Origin of the sequence: Natronococcus sp. CG52 (assembly GCF_023913515.1) — an archaeon.
Classification (GTDB): domain Archaea; phylum Halobacteriota; class Halobacteria; order Halobacteriales; family Natrialbaceae; genus Natronococcus; species Natronococcus zhouii.
Window position 1 is genome coordinate 215474 of the sequence record NZ_CP099391.1, and the last position, 13574, is coordinate 229047.

Annotated in this window: 12 protein-coding genes; 7 read left to right on the plus strand and 5 right to left on the minus strand. The window is 67.8% G+C overall.

Annotation, left to right across the window (positions count from 1 at the left end; genetic code table 11):
- The first annotated feature begins 177 nt into the window (after nucleotides 1–177).
- The 6 genes from NED97_RS01110 to NED97_RS01135 are packed head-to-tail and all read left to right on the plus strand — an operon-like array spanning nucleotide 178 to nucleotide 8702.
- Entirely contained in the window at nucleotides 178–1551 is a 1374-nt protein-coding gene (locus NED97_RS01110; RefSeq protein WP_252488904.1) for a diaminobutyrate--2-oxoglutarate transaminase, read from the plus strand.
- On the plus strand, nucleotides 1548–3035 hold the full coding sequence (locus tag NED97_RS01115) for a pyridoxal phosphate-dependent decarboxylase family protein (protein ID WP_252488905.1): 1488 nt from the start codon (nucleotides 1548–1550) through the stop codon (nucleotides 3033–3035). Before NED97_RS01110 ends, NED97_RS01115 begins: the two co-directional genes overlap by 4 nt.
- Nucleotides 3032–4855, plus strand: coding sequence for an IucA/IucC family protein (locus NED97_RS01120; protein WP_252488906.1), 1824 nt, complete (start codon nucleotides 3032–3034; stop codon nucleotides 4853–4855). The genes NED97_RS01115 and NED97_RS01120 overlap by 4 nt, the downstream gene beginning before the upstream one ends.
- Nucleotides 4852–5490, plus strand: coding sequence for a GNAT family N-acetyltransferase (locus NED97_RS01125; RefSeq protein ID WP_252488907.1), 639 nt, complete (start codon nucleotides 4852–4854; stop codon nucleotides 5488–5490). Before NED97_RS01120 ends, NED97_RS01125 begins: the two co-directional genes overlap by 4 nt.
- Nucleotides 5483–6862, plus strand: a complete 1380-nt coding sequence (locus tag NED97_RS01130; RefSeq protein ID WP_252488908.1) for a lysine N(6)-hydroxylase/L-ornithine N(5)-oxygenase family protein — start codon at nucleotides 5483–5485, stop codon at nucleotides 6860–6862. Before NED97_RS01125 ends, NED97_RS01130 begins: the two co-directional genes overlap by 8 nt.
- Nucleotide 6863: 1 nt before the next feature.
- Complete coding sequence (locus tag NED97_RS01135) at nucleotides 6864–8702, plus strand: IucA/IucC family protein (RefSeq protein ID WP_252488909.1); 1839 nt, start codon at nucleotides 6864–6866, stop codon at nucleotides 8700–8702.
- A 62-nt stretch (nucleotides 8703–8764) separates the two neighbouring features.
- Here NED97_RS01135 and NED97_RS01140 read toward each other — a convergent pair whose 3' ends face one another.
- From NED97_RS01140 to NED97_RS01160, 5 genes are all read right to left on the minus strand, one after another.
- Nucleotides 8765–10285 (minus strand): NAD(P)H-dependent oxidoreductase, encoded by a 1521-nt coding sequence (locus NED97_RS01140; protein ID WP_252488910.1) that lies wholly within the window; start codon nucleotides 10283–10285, stop codon nucleotides 8765–8767.
- Between the two features lie 46 nt (nucleotides 10286–10331).
- Complete coding sequence (locus tag NED97_RS01145) at nucleotides 10332–10697, minus strand: cupin domain-containing protein (RefSeq protein WP_252488911.1); 366 nt, start codon at nucleotides 10695–10697, stop codon at nucleotides 10332–10334.
- Nucleotides 10698–10823: 126 nt separating this feature from the next.
- The gene (locus NED97_RS01150) at nucleotides 10824–11018 is read right to left on the minus strand and encodes a cold-shock protein (protein WP_005554588.1); all 195 of its coding nucleotides are present in this window, start codon (nucleotides 11016–11018) and stop codon (nucleotides 10824–10826) included.
- 114 nt (nucleotides 11019–11132) lie between these two features.
- Nucleotides 11133–11351, minus strand: coding sequence for a hypothetical protein (locus NED97_RS01155; RefSeq protein WP_252488912.1), 219 nt, complete (start codon nucleotides 11349–11351; stop codon nucleotides 11133–11135).
- Nucleotides 11352–11728: 377 nt separating this feature from the next.
- Nucleotides 11729–12430 carry a carbonic anhydrase gene (locus NED97_RS01160; protein ID WP_252488913.1) on the minus strand — a complete coding sequence of 234 codons (702 nt, stop codon included), beginning with the start codon at nucleotides 12428–12430 and terminating at the stop codon, nucleotides 11729–11731.
- Between the two features lie 126 nt (nucleotides 12431–12556).
- Here NED97_RS01160 and NED97_RS01165 point away from each other — a divergent pair, with 126 nt between their 5' ends.
- Nucleotides 12557–13573 carry an NADP-dependent oxidoreductase gene (locus NED97_RS01165; RefSeq protein ID WP_252488914.1) on the plus strand — a complete coding sequence of 339 codons (1017 nt, stop codon included), beginning with the start codon at nucleotides 12557–12559 and terminating at the stop codon, nucleotides 13571–13573.
- Nucleotide 13574 lies beyond the last annotated feature (1 nt).

Here is a 13574-nt window from a genome sequence, read left to right on the forward strand (position 1 = left end):
GGTTCAATAATCCCGATTCAGAGGTCGAGAAAAGTATCAGCGAATCAATTTTAGGCTGGCCTAAATCGGAGGATTTACAATGTTTTAGGTGAGCCTAAACCGATGTATGCGAGAACACTCTCGCCGAAACTATCGGCGCCGCGCGTCGAAAACGGCCGATGTCGGAGGTGCTGTCCCGTGAGCTACCTCGAGCACGGTAACGAGAAGATCCTCACCCAACAGGCCGAGCGCGAATCCAGCGCGCGGACGTATCCGCGCCACCTGCCGTTCGCCATCCGCGAGGCCAGCGGCGTGACCGTGACGGACATGGACGGAAACGAGTACTACGACTGCCTCGCGGGTGCGGGGACGCTCGCGCTCGGGCACAACCACCCTCGAGTCGTCGAAGCGATGGAGCGCGTCCTCGAGGCGGAGCGTCCGCTCCACACGCTCGACATCTCCACGCCCGCGAAGGAACGCTTCGTCGACTCGCTCTTCGAGAGCCTCCCCGACGAGTTCTCTCGGTCCGCGAAGGTGCAGTTCTGCAGCCCCGCCGGCACGGACGCCGTCGAGGCGGCCCTGAAGCTCGTCAAGACGGCGACGGGAAACCGGAGCGTCCTGGGATTTCAGGGAGCCTACCACGGGATGACCAACGGCGCGCTCAGCCTGATGGGTGACACCGACGCCAAAGAACCCATTTCGGGGCTCGCGAGCGACGTCCACCACCTCCCCTATCCGTCCGACTACCGCTGCCCCTTCGGCATCGGCGGCGACGAGGGACGCCGCACGGCCAGCCGGTACGTCGAGGGGCTCCTCGAGGATCCCGAGAGCGGGATCACGGAGCCCGCCGGGATGATCCTCGAGCCCGTCCAGGGCGAGGGGGGCGTCGTCCCCGCTCCCGACGCGTGGCTCCGGGAGATTCGACGCGTGACCCGCGAACGCGATATCCCGCTGATCGTCGACGAGATCCAGACGGGCCTCGGGCGCACGGGCGAGCTGTACGGGTTCGAGCGCGCGGGTATCACGCCCGACGTCGTCACGCTCTCGAAGGCCGTCGGCGGCGGACTGCCGCTCGCGGTCGTCGTCTACGACGAGTCCCTCGACGTCTGGGAACCGGGCGCTCACGCCGGCACCTTCCGCGGGAACCAGCTCGCGATGGCCGCCGGCGAGGCGACGATCGACTACGTCCTCGAGCACGACCTCGCGGACCACGCCGCGGACGTCGGCGCTCACCTGCGCGACCGCCTCGAGTCGACCGCCGAGCGGTTCGACGCGATCGGTGACGTCCGGGGTCGGGGCCTGATGCTCGGCGTCGAATTCGTCGACGAGGGCGCCGACTGGCGAGGGCCGGGCCCGCACGCCCCGGACGGCGACCTCGCCGAGGACGTTCGGGCAGCGTGTTTCGACCGCGGCCTGATCGTCGAACTCGGCGGACGGGGGAGCGCCACCGCGCGGTTCCTCCCGCCGCTGGTCGTCTCGAGGAAGCAGGTGGACGAGATCGCGCCGATCTTCGAGGAGGCCGTCGCGGCCGCCGTGCGAGAGCGGGGACGACCCCGGGAGGTGAGCGCATGAGCGCCGACGGACTGTTCCTCGGAACCGATCGCGGCGACGCCGCGTACCGGGAGGCGATGGGGTGGGCGATCGACGCGGTCCTCGCGGCGTACGCGGATCGCGAGAACCCGTACTCCGGCGCGTCGCCGGAGGCGCTCGCCGCGCGGTTCGACGACCCCGTCGTTCCCGAGGACGGCCGGGGTCTCGACGCGACCGTCGACGAGGTCGCCGAGCGCGTCTTGGCGGACTCCGTCGGCACGTCGAACCCGCGGTGTGCGGCCCACCTCCAGTGTCCGCCGATGATCCCGGGGCTGGTCGCCGAGACGCTGCTCGCCGCGACGAACCAGTCGCTGGACTCGTTCGATCAGGCGCCCGCCGCGACGGTACTCGAGGAGCGAGTCGTCGACGCGCTTTGCGACCTGTTCGACCTCCCCGCGGAGGCCGACGGCGTCTTCACGAGCGGCGGGACGCAGTCGAACTTCCAGGCGCTGCTGCTCGCCCGCGACCGCTACTGCGCCCGCCGATTCGATCGAAACGTGCAGACCGACGGCCTCCCGCCGGAGGCCGACTCGCTTCGCATCCTCTGTTCGGAGGAAGCCCACTTCACGGGAAAGCAGGCGGCCCACCACCTCGGGCTCGGGGAGGACGCCGTGGTTACCGTCCCGACGGACGACGACCGCAGGATGGATCCGGACGCGCTCGACGCGACGCTCGCCGGTCTCGAGCGGCGGGACGCGGAGCCGTTCGCCGTCGTCGGGACCGCGGGCACCACCGATTTCGGCAGCGTCGACCCGCTCGCGGCCCTCGCGGACCGGGCCGACGAGCGCGGGCTCTGGTTCCACGCGGACGCGGCCTACGGCGGCGCGCTCGCGCTGAGCGACGAGCACGACGACCTCCTCGAGGGACTCGAGCGGGCCGATTCGATCGCCGTCGACTTCCACAAGCTGTTCTACCAGCCGATCAGCTGCGGGGCGTTCCTGCTCCGCGACGGCGACGACTTCCGGTGGATGGCCCGCAACGCCGCGTACCTCAACCCCGAGGCGCACGAGGAGGGCGGCGTCCCGAACCTCGTCTCGAAGTCGGTCCAGACGACGCGGCGCTTCGACGCGCTGAAGCCGTACGTCGCGTTCCGCGCGCTCGGACGGTCGGGGATGGCGGCGCTCGTCGACCGTACCCTCGAGCTGGCCGACGAGGCGGCGGCGCTCCTCGAGTCGGCCGACGACTTCGAACTGCTGCACGAACCCACGTTGAACGCCGTCGTCTTTCGCTACCGCCCGCGAGACGGGATGGGCGACGAGGACGTGAGCCGGCTGAACGCCGCCGTTCGACGGGAACTGCTCCGTGACGGCCGTGCGATCGTGGCACGTACCGAGGTCGGCGGCGTGACCAGCCTGAAGTTCACGCTGTTGAACCCGACCGCGACGCTCGAAGACGTCGCCGCGATGCTCGAGGCCGTCCGCGACTGCGGAACTGCGGTCGCCGCGACCCGGGGGGTGGCGGTATGAGCACCGGCGCCGACCCCCGCGAGGAGAGCGAGGCGAGCGACCTCGATCCGGCGGCGCGGGCCGACGCTGCCACCGTGCACGCGTTCCTCAACTGCTACCTGCGGGAGACTGGCGACTACGAGATCCGCGAGGAGCGCGTCGCCGGCGTCGAACCCGGGTCCGACGGCCTGCTTCGGGCGACGCTGTCCGCCCAGGAGATCGAGCTGCTGGCGCCGCTCGAACACCGCTCCCCGACGGAGCGACACCTGTTCGAGCCCCCCGTCAAGTACCGGCTCGCCGACGGCGCGGCGCGTCCGATCGACGCGACCACGCTCGCCGCGCTCGCGGTGAAGGACCTCTCCCTCGATCGAGACGGCGACGCCGTTCCGGACGACCTGGTCGAGCGGGTCCTCCGGAGCAAGCGAAACGTCGAGTCGTTCGTCGCGGCGCGCGCCGACGACGAGGAGCGGCTCTACGCCGAGGAGCTGTCGTTTCGCGACGCCGAGCAGGCGCTCGTCTTCGGCCACCACCGCCACCCGACCCCGAAGAGTCGACAGGGCATCGCGGCGCGCGACCGGGCGACGTACGCGCCGGAACTGCGCGGCTCGTTCCCGCTGCACTACTTCCGGGCGGATCCGTGCCTCGTTTCGACCGACTCGGCGCTCGAGCGCGACGCCGCGACGTGGGTAAAAGACGCCCTCCGAACGGATCCGGAGGTACCCGCCTCCTTCGTCGACGAGTACGTCGACGGCGAGGACGTCCTCCTGCCCGTCCACCCGTGGCAGGCGGCGTACCTCCTCGATCAACCACGCATCCGGCGACGGCTCGGCGACGGCCTCGTGCACCTCGGGGCCGTCGGGCGGGAGTTCAACCCGACGACCTCCGTCAGAACGCTCTACGCCGAGGACGCGCCGTTCATGGTAAAGTCCTCGCTGAACGTGACGATCACCAACTCCGTCCGGACCAACAAGCGTCCGGAACTCGAGCGGGGCGTCGCCGTCGCCGAGCTCCTGGACACCGAGTTCGGCGCCGAGCTGGACGCCGCGTTCCCCGCCTTCGACGTCGTCCGCGACCCCGCGTACCTCGCGCTCGACGTCGGCGAGCGACGGGAATCGGGACTGGAGACGATCCTGCGGGCCAACCCGTTCCGCGGCGACGCCGCCGCGAACGCGACCCCGCTGGCGTCGCTCTGCCAGGACGCGATCGCAGGGCAGTCTCGCCTCGGCCGGATCGTCGAGGGGATCGCCGACCGGGAGGGACGCCCGACCGACGCCGCGAGCGCGGAGTGGTTCAGCCGCTACCTCGAGATCGCGATTCGACCGGTGCTCTGGCTCTACCTCGTCCAGGGCGTCGGCCTCGAGGCCCATCAGCAAAATTCCGTGCTCGCGCTCGACGAGGGCGGCTACCCCGCCGCGTTCCGATACCGGGACAACCAGGGCTTCTACTTCCCCGAGTCGGTCTACCCCGAAGTCGAGACGTACCTGCCCGGCGTCGGCGAGCGCGCGGACACGATCTGCTCGGACGCCGTCGCGGACGAGCGGCTCCGGTACTACGTGATCCTGAACAACGCGTTCGACCTGATCAACGCGTTCGGCTGCGCGGGGCTCGTCGCGGAGCGACGCCTTCTGGAACTGCTCCGCGAGGAACTCGAGCGCGCCCGCGACCGGTACGACCGTCCCTCGTCGAACTTCCTCGATCCGCTGCTCGCGTCGTCGACGATCCCCTGCAAGGCGAACCTGCTCACCCGATTCCGGGGGCTTGACGAACTGGAGAACGACCTCGAGAATCAGTCCGTCTACGCGGACGTGAAGAACCCGCTCGTCACCGAACTCGACCCATGACAGGACCAGACGCCACCATCGCGGCCGACTACGACTATCAGACCGTCGACCGGCGCATCGACCGAACGATTTCGCTCCGCCGGGCCTCGCTCGAGCGCGACCTCGGTCGCCTCCACGCGTGGCTCGGGAGCGAGCACGTGAAACCGTACTGGCAGCTCGACCTGCCGCTGCCGGCGTTTCGCGACCGCCTCGAGGCGAAACTGGCGGACGACCACCTCACGCCCTACGTGGGCTGTCTCGACCACGTTCCGATGAGCTACTGGGAGTGCTACTGGGCGGCCGAGGACGACGTCGCGAACCACTACGACGCCGAGCCGACCGACCAGGGCGTTCACCTGCTGATCGGTCCCGAGGAGTACCTCGGCCGCGGCTACGCCCTCCCGCTGCTGCGGGCGGTCGTCGCCATGCAGTTCCGACACCTGGAGACCGATCGGGTGATCGCGGAACCCGACGCCCGCAACGAGCGGGCCATCGGCGTCTTCGAGGACTGCGGGTTCGAACCCCGCGGGGAGTTCCGCTTCGACGAGGCCGAGAAGGACGCCCTGCTGCTGGTCTGCGAGCGCGACCGGTTCGAATCCGAGATTCTCGCCGACCCGACAGCCGCACCGACGACGGGGGTGAGCGACGATGGCTGAGGTTCACGACGTCGTCGGCGTCGGCCTCGGCCCGTTCAACCTCGGCCTCGCGGCCATGCTGGACGGGCTCGAGGAGGACGTCGACGCCGCCTTCCTCGAGCGCGACGCCGAGTTCCACTGGCACGAAGGAATGCTGCTGGAGGGGACGACCCTCGAGGTGCCGTTCCTCGCGGATCTCGTAACGCTCGCGGACCCGACGAACCCGCACAGCTACCTCAACTACCTGCGGGAGACGGGACGCGTCTACGAATTCTACTTCTACGAGACGTTCCAGATCCCCCGTCGGGAGTACGACGACTACCTCCGCTGGGTCGCCGAGCGCCTCGAGAGCTGCCGGTTCAGCCGGGAGGTCGCCGCGATCCGCTGGAACGACGACGGCGAGCACTACGTCGTCACCGCCGAGCACCCCGAGACCGGCGACCGCTTCGAGTACCGCGGCGAGAACCTCGCGCTCGGAATCGGCTCCCGACCGCGGGTTCCCGACCACCTCCGGGGACAGCCGACCGAGGACGTGTTCCACACCGCGCGGTACCGCCACAACCGCAACCGGGCGCTCGAGGCGGAGTCGATCACCGTCGTCGGCTCCGGCCAGAGCGCCGCCGAGGTGTTTCAAGACCTGCTGGAGCGCCAGCCCGAGGGCGGCTACCGTCTCGACTGGCTGACCCGGTCGGACGGCTTCTTCCCGATGGAGTACTCGAAGCTCGGCCTCCAGCACTTCACCCCCGAGTACGCGCAGTACGTCTACGATCTCCCCCAGGAGGCCAAAGACGAGCTCGTGCCGAACCAGGGCCTGCTCTACAAGGGCGTCGATCCGGGAACGAGCGCCGAGATATACGACCTGCTCTACCGGCGCTCGATCGGGAGCCGCGAGCCCGACGTCGGTCTCTTCGCGATGACGGAGGTGCGGGACATCGAGCCCGCGGGCGACGCCTACGCGCTCGACTGCCACCAGTGGCAGGCCGAGGAGTCGTTCGCCCACGAGAGCGAGGTCGTCGTCCTCGGCACGGGCTACGAGCGCCCCGTTCCGGAGTTCCTCGAGCCGCTCGAGGAGGCCATCGAGTGGGACGGACGCGGACGGTTCGAGGTGACCGAGGATCACCGCCTCGAGATCGACGCGGCGGGCGACGTCTTCCTCCAGAACGCCGAACTGCACACCCACGGCGTCGGCGTTCCCGACCTCGGACTCGGCTGCTATCGCAACACGAAGTTCGTCAACCGGCTGGTCGGTCGCGAGGCCTACCCCGAGGACGCCGACACCGTCTACCAGGACTTCTCCGTCGACCGGTTCGTCGAACGCGCGCCCGGCGCCTCCCGTCGACGCGGGAGCGAATCGACCACGACTACGACTACGACGCCGACGCGGGACGATTAACATGAATCCGAACGACCCAACGCTGCAGAACGCACTGGACGCAGAGATCTGGGAGACGGTCGAACGCCAGCTCCTGACGAAGATGCTCGAGGAGTTCACCTACGAGGAGATCCTCGCGCCGCGGGCGGTCGAGCGCGGCGACGACCGCGTCACCTACCGCTTCGACCTCGACGACGCGGCGTACCGCTTCGAGGCGACCGAGCGGCTGATGGACAGCGTACACGTCCACGAGGGGACCGTCGAGCGACGCGACGGCGACGAGTGGACGCCCCTCGGCGACCCGCTTCGCCTGCTGCGAGATCTCGGCGAGGCGACGGATCTCGACGGCCTCACCGAGGGGAACCTCGTCCGCGAGTACAAACGAACGCTGCTGGCCGACGCCCACGTCGAAGCTCGCCGCCGGGACCGTGAGGAGTTCGATCCGCTGGACCTCGACTACGCCGGCCTCGAGGGCGAGATGGACGGCCACCCGTGGATCACCTACAACAAGGGCCGGCTCGGGTGGGGGTACGACGACTACAAGCAGTACGCTCCCGAGCGGAAAGAGCCCGTGACGCTCTCGTGGGTCGCCGTGCGCGAGGAGAAGGCGACGTTCGTCGCCACCGAGGACGTCGATCACGACTCGCTCGTTCGAAGCGAACTCGGCGATTCCTACGGAGCGTTTCGGGACCGACTCGCCGATCGGGGCCTCGATCCGGACGCCTACTACCTCCTGCCGGTCCACGACTGGCAGTGGGAGAACAGCATCGTTCCGCTGTTCCCCGACGACATCGCCGCCGACGATATCGTGCCGCTGGGCGACGGCCCGGACGAGTACCTCCCCCAGCAGTCGGTTCGTACCTTCGTCAACGTCGACGACGCCGAGAAACGCCACGTGAAGGTTCCGATGCGCATCCTCAACACGCTCGTCTGGCGCGGGCTCCCCGGCGAACGGACGGAGCTCGCGCCGACGGTCACCGAGTACATCAAGGGGATCTACGAGGACGACGAGTTCCTCCAGGAGCAGGGGCTCGTCCTGCCGGGCGAGATCGCCGGTCTCAACTACGACCACGCGGATTTCGACGCCATCGACGGTTCGCCGTACCAGTACCACGAACTGCTGGGCGCCGTCTGGCGCGAGTCGATTTACACCTTCCTCGAGGACGACGAGCGCGCGATCACGCTCTCCGCGCTGATGCACGTCGACGGCGACGGCGAGCCCTACATCTCGCGTCTCGTCGAGCGGTCGGAGCTCTCCCTCGAGGAGTGGCTCGAGGAGTTCTTCGACACCGTGCTCCCGCCGCTCCTGCACTTCCTCTACCGCTACGGGACGGTGTTCTCTCCGCACGGCCAGAACACCATCCTCGTCGTCGAGGACGGAGTCCCAGCGCGTCTGGCGGTCAAGGACTTCGTGGACGACGTGAACGTGAGCGATCAGCCGCTTCCCGAACTGGAAGCGCTTCCCGAGGAGATGCACGACGTCCTCCGGAAGGAACCGCCGGAGGGACTCTGCCAGTTCGTCTTCTGCGGACTGTTCGTCTGCGTGCTGCGCTACGTCGCGGACGTCCTCGAGGAGCGCGAGAACTATCCCGAAGAGCGGTTCTGGACGCACGCGAGGGAGGCGATCCTCGACTACCAGGCGCAGTTCCCCGAACTCGAGGACCGGTTCGAACTGTTCGACCTGCTTCAGCCGGAGTTCACGAAGCTCAGCCTCAACCGCAACCGGATCTTCGACTACGGCTACGACGACGCGCCCGGCCGTCCGCACGCGTCCGAACACGGGACGGTCTCGAACGCGCTTCACGAGGTCGCGGACGAGCGCCCCGACTACGCGGAACGGCCCGACCCCGCCGACGATTGACGGGCGCTCGGCACCGTCATCGTGCTACTCCGTCGTCCGGGGCCGTTACGGGACCGTCCGCGTCAGAGGAGGCCGACCAGCGGCACGACGCCGAACCAGGCGATGTAGCTCAGCGAGGTCATCATCAGCACGTCGATCCGCTGGGCGCCCGCCTGGAGCTCGAGCCGCCGCTGAAGCAACCAGACGAGCGCGAGCGCGTGGACGACTCCGAGGTAGATCACCGGACTGTAGCCGGGAACGACGTTCAGGAGCTGCCAGATTGTTCCGGTCAGGGCGGCGAGCACGGCCGTCGCCGCGGCCACCGTCGCGGCGCCGCCGATACCGAACCGGACGGCCACCGTCTCCTTGTCCGCGAGGCGGTCGGCTGCGGCGTCCGGGACGCCCGCCAGGGTGATCGACGGGAGCACCGACAGCAAAAACGGCAGGCCGAGCAGCCACGGCAGCGGATCGTGCCACGCGCCGCCGAGGAAGACGAACCCGCACAGCAGGACGCCGACGCTGTGGGTGACGGCGACGTCCAGTTCGCCCAGCGTGCGGTAGACGAGCTTCAGGGGCGGAATCGTGTATCCGAGTGCGAGCACCGCGATCACTCCCATCGTTCCGGCCATCGCTGCCGTCGATCCGCGCCCGACCAGCAGTACGGCTCCGCCGAACGCGGCGGTACCCGCCAGTAACGCGGCGATACCGGCCCGGAGCTCCCCGAACGACAGTTCGCCGTCGACGAGGACTCGGGAGCCGCCGGTGAACGGCCCGGCGAACGTGTTCTCCCGATCCGTCTCGTAGTCGACGTACTCGTTGCTCAGCACCGTCGCGGCCTCGAGGAAGGCTAAAAATCCGAGCCCCAGCCAGTACGCGCCGCTGGCGAAAACCGAACTCGAGCCGACCGTCGCCAGCGCGCCGATCGTGTAGGCGATCCAGGCCATCGGATAGAACTGCGGTCGGAGGGCCTTCATCCAGGTCGTCGCCGTCCGCGTCGTCCGCGACAGTCGCGACTCCGGGCCGGTGGCCAGACTGCAACCCAGTTCCCTCGTCTCCTCGAGCCAGTCCTCGCGCTGCTCGAGGGTCGAATCCTCGATCGAGCCGAGGTTCGTCACGCGCGCGGTCCGAACGCCGGCGAAGCCGAGCGTCGCGCGCTTGACCGCGTTGTTCCCCGGCTGGCGGTAGATCCAGCGGTAGACCCAGGCGGGCATATCCATCGTGACTATCAGTTCGGCCGTTTTGTCGCCCAGCAGTCCCTCGTGGCCCGAACCCTCGTCATCGTCGTAAAAGGAGAACGCGAAGCCGGGGACGAACACCCGGTCGAAAAAGCCCTTGAGGCGGGCGGGCATCGTTCCCCACCAGTTCGGGTAAACGAAGACGAGGTGATCGGCCCACTCGATCTCGCGCTGCGCCTCGCGCAGGTCGTCCTCGAGGGGCTGGTCCTCGGGGGATTCGGTGTGGACGTCCGGATCGAACTCGAGGTCGGCGACGGCGAGCTCGCGGACGTCGACGCCGGCCTCGCGGGCGCCCTCCCGGTACGCCGTCGCCAGCGCGCCGCAGAAGCTATCCGTTCGGGGATGACCCAGGATGACGAGCACGTTCACGGATGATCCGACGATTGGTGGGTCGACGCCATATAGCTGGCCCGTCCTACTCGACGAGTTCGATCTCGTCGTCGCCGTTCGGTACCGCACAGATGAACGCGCCCCGTTCGTCGCCCTCGTTGCGGTACCAGTGGACGGTCTCGGCGGGGATCAGCAGCGAGTCGCCGGCTTCGACTTCGTGCTCCTCTTCGCCGACGCCGACGACGTACTCGCCCTCCAGGACGTACTGTTCGTGCTCGACTTCGTTCGTGTGCTCCGGCACCTCCGCGCCGGCCTCGAGAACGAAGCGTCGGATCGCGAAGTTCGGTGCGCCGTGCTCGTTGCCGATCAGGATGCCCTTCTCGAGACCGTCTGCGGCCCCGACCGACTCGTATTCGATCTCCTCGCGGCGGCGGATGCGTGGCTCCGTCATACCCGTCGGTGGGTCGCGGAGTCACTAAACGTTGTACCAGTCTCGCCGACCGACCCTCGGGTCAGCGCGGTCGCTACGAAATGTGAAAATACTGCAGTCAAGTGCCGATACCGTTACGAATCCGCCTTACAGGCGCTCGACGTTCGTCGCGCGCGGGCCCTTGGGGGCCTGCTCGATGTCGAACTCGAGCTCCTGTCCTTCCTCAAGGTCCGGGCCGCCGATGTCTTCCATGTGGAAGAACACGTCGTCGTCCGCGTCCTCAGTCTCGATGAATCCGTAGCCGCCAGTGTCGTTGAAGAAATCAACGGTTCCTTTCGCCATTGCTTCTAAACGAAGACGGCCGAAACGGATAAACCCTCCGACTCAGGGAAAGTGCGGAATTCTTCGGGTACCGCGGCTCTCGAGACAGTATTCCCGAAATAGAATGATACCCCTTCACACTCCCTCACTCCCCTCCAGCCGGTGGACCGTAATCGAGACGAAGTAGACGAGCATAAACAGGAAAAAGCCGACGACGAGTCCGACCAGTTCACGCGCACCGACGCCGCCCGGATTGATCGCCGCGAGCACGACGAGGGCGACGACGAACACCAGCGTGGTGAACGCGCCGACGGCGTAGTAAAAGCCGGTGTCGGAGTGGAGAAACGCTCGCATGTAGACGCTCTTCCTCCGGGAGCACGAAAAGCGTATCGACGATAAGACGTCGGTTTTCACTACTCGGCAGCGATACCTGTTACCGAACCGGTACGGATACGGTAGTATAACAATGATTTACGTTAGCTAATATCACGGATAGCGCTCTCAACGAAACGACGAAGACGACCCGCGAGCACGAACCCGGCCGATCCGATTTTCGAACGAGTTGCGGTGCGACGTGAGACGTCGCACACGACACCCTCCGCTCGGTCTCGAGTAATCGATCCGAAAGCGACTCCGGTACCAGGCGATGCGGGCGATGTTACAGTGATACGGGCGGCTACTGGGGTCTGCCGCTGCGGTCTCCCGGCTCGCTTCGAACCGATCGCGACGACTCAGTACAGCAGGCTGCGCGTCGTCGTCTCGTACTCGTCGGGGATCCGATCTGCGATTACCGTCGGGTCCGTCTCGCCGTTGTAGTTGACCAGGTACGCCCGGCCGTGCTCGCGGCCGTAGACGCCCTGGAAGTCGTAGACGAATCCGTAGACGTCGGTATCGTCGGGAACGGTGTCGGACTCGCGAAGGAACGCGGCCTGGTGGTCGACGTTGTACTCGACGAGCTGGTTGATCACCGTCTCCTCGTCGGCTGCGGGGTCGACGAGGTCGCTCTCCAGGGCCTCCTCGACGACGGGGACGAGCATCTCGACCCACTTGTCGACGCCCTGCGGCCCGGGGTTCTCTCCCCCGATCGCCACCCGGTAGGCCGCCGTGACGGCGCCGCAGCCGGTGTGGCCTACGACGGCTGCCACGTCGGTTCCCGCGTGGTGGATCGGGTACAGCACGCCGCCGTCGACGATCCGCTCGCCATCGTCGTCGTCCCAGACCTGATTTCCGATGTTACTCGGGGTGAACACCGCCCCCGGGTGATCGACGCCCCACATCCGTTCCTGTGGCACCCGCGAGTCCGAACAGCAGACCGAGACGACGTTCGGTCGCTGCCCCGTCTGTACCTCGGCGAAGTAGTCGGCGGGCAGTTCGTCGACGTGCCTGTCGTTTCCCTCGAGCAACTCGAGCAGAACGTCGTCAGTGCCGCTCATACGTGAGTAGCCACGCACCGCGATCAAAACGGTTGCCTTTCGTTCGGAATTTGCGACGGGTACGCCCGCTCCCCGAAGAGGTTCCGCGAGCCGAATATTGACCCGTCGTCGCCACCTCGTGAACGTATGGCGAAAACGCGACAGTGGCGATTGACGTCCCGCCCGACCGGCGAGCCGAGCCACGAGAACTTCGACCTCGTGACCGTCGACCGTCCCGATCCGGGGCCGGGCGAGGTACTCGTTCGAACGCTCTACCAGTCGGTCGATCCCTACATGCGCGGTCGGATGCGCGACGCCGAGTCCTACGCGGAGCCGTGGGACGTCGGCGAACCGATGCGGGCGGGCGTCGTCGGCGAAGTCGTCGAGTCGAACCACGACGATCTCGAGGACGGCGACGTCGTGACGGGGGACCTCCTGTGGGCGGAGCACGCGGTCGCGGACGGCGACGACCTGCGCCGCGTCGACCCCGATCGCGGTCCGGTCTCGACGGCGCTCGGCGTGCTCGGGATGCCCGGCGTGACGGCCTACTTCGGGATGCTCGACGTCGCCGAGCCCCGGCCCGGCGATACCGTCGTCGTTTCGGCCGCGGCCGGCGCGGTCGGCTCGGTCGCGGGACAGCTCGCCGGACTGAGCGGCGCTCGAGTCGTCGGAACGGCCGGCAGCGACGAGAAGACGGCCTGGCTCACCGACGAGCTCGGCTTCGACGCCGCGATCAACTACCAGACGGCGGACGACCTCTCCGGGGCGATGGCCGAAGCCTGTCCGGACGGCATCGACGTCTACTTCGACAACGTCGGCGGGCCGATTACCGACGCCGTCTGGCCGCTGCTGAACGTCCGCTCGCGCGTCGCCGTCTGCGGACAGATCGCGCTCTACAACGCGACGGAGGTTCCGACGGGGCCGCGAAAGCTCGGGAAACTTATCGAGTCTCGCGCCCGCGTGGAGGGCCTTCTCGTCCGGGACTACGAGGATCGATGGGGCGAGGCGCTCGATCGACTCTCGACGTTCATCGGGCGGGAGGATCTCCGGTACCGCGAACACGTCGTCGAGGGACTCGAGAACGCCCCGGACGCGTTCATGGGGCTGTTCGAGGGCGAGAACGTCGGAAAACAGCTCGTTCGGGTCGCCGAGTACGACGGCTGAC

Coding starts and splice junctions, on each gene's coding strand:
- NED97_RS01115 (WP_252488905.1), top strand. CDS start 1,548: ATGAGCGCCGACGGACTGTTCCTCGGAACCGATCGCGGCGACGCCGCG.
- NED97_RS01120 (WP_252488906.1), top strand. CDS start 3,032: ATGAGCACCGGCGCCGACCCCCGCGAGGAGAGCGAGGCGAGCGACCTC.
- NED97_RS01125 (WP_252488907.1), top strand. CDS start 4,852: ATGACAGGACCAGACGCCACCATCGCGGCCGACTACGACTATCAGACC.
- NED97_RS01130 (WP_252488908.1), top strand. CDS start 5,483: ATGGCTGAGGTTCACGACGTCGTCGGCGTCGGCCTCGGCCCGTTCAAC.
- NED97_RS01135 (WP_252488909.1), top strand. CDS start 6,864: ATGAATCCGAACGACCCAACGCTGCAGAACGCACTGGACGCAGAGATC.
- NED97_RS01145 (WP_252488911.1), bottom strand. CDS start 10,697: ATGACGGAGCCACGCATCCGCCGCCGCGAGGAGATCGAATACGAGTCG.
- NED97_RS01150 (WP_005554588.1), bottom strand. CDS start 11,018: ATGGCGAAAGGAACCGTTGATTTCTTCAACGACACTGGCGGCTACGGA.
- NED97_RS01155 (WP_252488912.1), bottom strand. CDS start 11,351: ATGCGAGCGTTTCTCCACTCCGACACCGGCTTTTACTACGCCGTCGGC.
- NED97_RS01160 (WP_252488913.1), bottom strand. CDS start 12,430: ATGAGCGGCACTGACGACGTTCTGCTCGAGTTGCTCGAGGGAAACGAC.
- NED97_RS01165 (WP_252488914.1), top strand. CDS start 12,557: ATGGCGAAAACGCGACAGTGGCGATTGACGTCCCGCCCGACCGGCGAG.